Here is a 2,526-nt window from a genome sequence, read left to right as displayed (position 1 = left end):
GCCTCCCCCTCCGCCGCCGCCGCAGCCGCCTCCACCACCGCCGCAGCCGCCGCCGCTGCTCCCGCAGGAACCGCCGCCGCCGCACGAGCCGGACGAGCACACCGAGGCGGTGCTCGAACACGAGGAGCCCGAGTACCCGCCGGACGTGGCCGCCGTCATCTCCATGTAGCGGCCGAGCCCCACGGTCTGGACGAACATCGGGTCGAAGGCCATCAGCGCCGCCGTCCCGAACAGCGCGACGCCCAGCAGCACCGACGGCGCGGCGAGCCCGGCGTAGGACGCCGTGTGCTGCGGATCGAGATGGGAGTTGGACGCCCTGAGCTGCTCGACCACGCGCTCGCCCTCGTCCGTCCGCTCGGCGCCCGTGCTGAGCAGGCTCCCGCCGACGATGGCGACCAGGCCGATCGCGACGAGCGGGAGCAGCACGCCCGGGAAGCCGCCGAAGACGTCCAGGACGAAGAACGGGATGCCGAGCGCCATCCACGCCCAGAGGACGAGCTGGAAGATCCGCAGGTTGCGCCGCCCGTCCGGGCCGATCACCATGCCCTGCGAGACCAGCCCCTCGCCGAGCTGGTCGAGCGCGGCCCGGACGCCGGGTTCCGCGGTGAGCTCGGCGAGCGTCCCGGCCCGGCCGCCGGCGATCGCCCCGAAGACCGCCGTGTCCAGCGGCTTCCCGGCGGCGCGGGGGGCCGCGGCGGACGGGGTCAGCGGGATCATCCGGCCGTCGGCGTAGGTGTCGACCGCGCCGTCGAGCCGCAGCGCCGTGATCGAGGCGGCGATCGCGTGGCGTCCGCCGCCGTGCAGGTAGGCGACCTCGTAGGGGTGCAGCTCGCGCAGCGGCGGGGCGCCCCGCATCGCGCCCGCCCGCACCCTCCGCGCGATCACGACCAGGACGATCCCGCAGATGACATAGCCGGTGAAGACCACCAGCTCCGATCCCGATATCTCGTCGATCACGCCGTGCTCCCGTCCAGGCACCGTTTGGTGCTCAGACGCCGGGGCGCGGGCGGCGGTTCAGCCGGATTCGTCCCCCTCTTCCCCGTCCAGCCCCTTCTCGATGGCGTACCGGACGAGTTCGACGCGGTTGTGCAGCTGGAGCTTGCGGAGGGTGTTCTGCACGTGGTTCTGCACCGTCCGGTGGGACAGGACGAGCCGCTCCGCGATCTGCTTGTACGTCAGGCCCTTCGCGACGAGCCGCAGGACCTCGGTCTCGCGCTCGGTCAGGCGCGGCGCTCCGTCGTCCTCGCGGGCGGGGGCGGCGGCGAGCCGGCGGTACTCGCCGAGGACGAGGCCGGCGAGCCCGGGGGTGAAGACGGCGTCGCCCTCGCCGGTGCGGCGGACGGCGTCCAGGAACTCCTCCCGCGCGGCGGACTTGAGCAGGTAGCCGGTGGCGCCCGCCTTGACCGCGTCCAGGACGTCCTGCTGCTCGCCGCTCGCCGACAGGACCAGCACGCGAACGGGCGGGTCGGCCGCGGCCAGCCGCCGGGTCACCTCGACGCCGCCGATGTCGGGGAGCTGGAGGTCGACGACGGCGACCTGCGGGCGGACGGCCGCGGCGACCCGGATGGCCATCCGGCCCTCGCCCGCGGTCGCGACCACCTCGTGGCCGGCCTCGGCGAGGTCGCGGGCGACCGCCTCGCGCCACATCGGATGGTCGTCCACGACCATGACCCTGAGGGGAACGGTGCTCACGGATCACACCATAGGGCGACTTCTGCCGGTCAGCGGCGGGGCACCGTCATCTCGATCTCCGTGCCCGCGCCCCCGGCGGAGGAGATCTCGACCGTCCCGCCGAGGTCCCGGACGCGCCCTCGGATGGACTGCGCGACGCCGAGCCGCCCGTCCGCGGCGGCCTCGTCCAGCCGTCCGGCGGGCATGCCCGGGCCGTCGTCGCGGACGCTGACGGTGACCGCGCCCTCGGCGTCCTCCAGCAGGATCCACGCGCGGGCGCCGTCGCCGCAGTGCCGCCGGACGTTGTCGAGCGCGGCCGCGACCGCCGCCTCGATCTCCCTGGCGGCGTGCGCGGGCAGCCGCACCTCGGTCGCGGGCGTGGACACCGTGACCGACGAGGACGCGTGGCCGGCCAGCAGCGGACGGAGATCGACCTCGCCCGCCGCGCCGGACCCGCCCGGCGCGGGGACGGCGGGGGCGCCGCCGATGAGCGCCCGCAGCGCCGCCTCCTGCTCCCCCGCCAGCCGTCCGAGTTCCGCCGCCTCGCCGCCGAGCTCGGCACCGCGCCGCCGCACCATCGCCAGCACCTGCAGCACCGAGTCGTGGATGCGGCGGGCCAGCCGCTCCCGCTCCCGGGTGGCCGACTCCAGCTCCACGGCCCGCGCCAGCCGCGCCTCCGCGTCCAGCGCCAGCCGGACGACGTGCCCGACGACGAGGCCCGCGAGGAGCAGCAGGACGATGCCGTTGAACGTCGTCCGGCTGATCCCGCCGGGCGTCCCGGCGATCGCGTGGACCAGCAGGTTCGCCACGGACAGGACGAGCGCCGCGGCGACGCCGAGCCACCGTCCTCCAGCC

Annotated in this window: 3 protein-coding genes; all 3 read right to left on the bottom strand. The window is 75.7% G+C overall.

Features of this window, described 5'->3' with window-relative positions; all coding sequences use genetic code 11:
* The coding region (locus ETD83_RS41200; RefSeq protein ID WP_171064738.1) for a TIGR04222 domain-containing membrane protein at positions 1-957 on the bottom strand (957 nt) is incomplete at its 3' end.
* 57 nt (positions 958-1,014) lie between these two features.
* Positions 1,015-1,668, bottom strand: coding sequence for a response regulator (locus tag ETD83_RS41195; protein WP_138650665.1), 654 nt, complete (start codon positions 1,666-1,668; stop codon positions 1,015-1,017).
* Between the two features lie 53 nt (positions 1,669-1,721).
* Positions 1,722-2,526: MacS family sensor histidine kinase (gene macS / locus ETD83_RS41190; protein ID WP_230421531.1), on the bottom strand; the 805-nt coding region annotated here is incomplete at its 5' end.

The organism is Actinomadura soli (assembly GCF_005889715.1).
Classification (GTDB): domain Bacteria; phylum Actinomycetota; class Actinomycetes; order Streptosporangiales; family Streptosporangiaceae; genus Spirillospora; species Spirillospora soli.
This window is presented reverse-complemented; position numbering and strand designations above follow the sequence as displayed.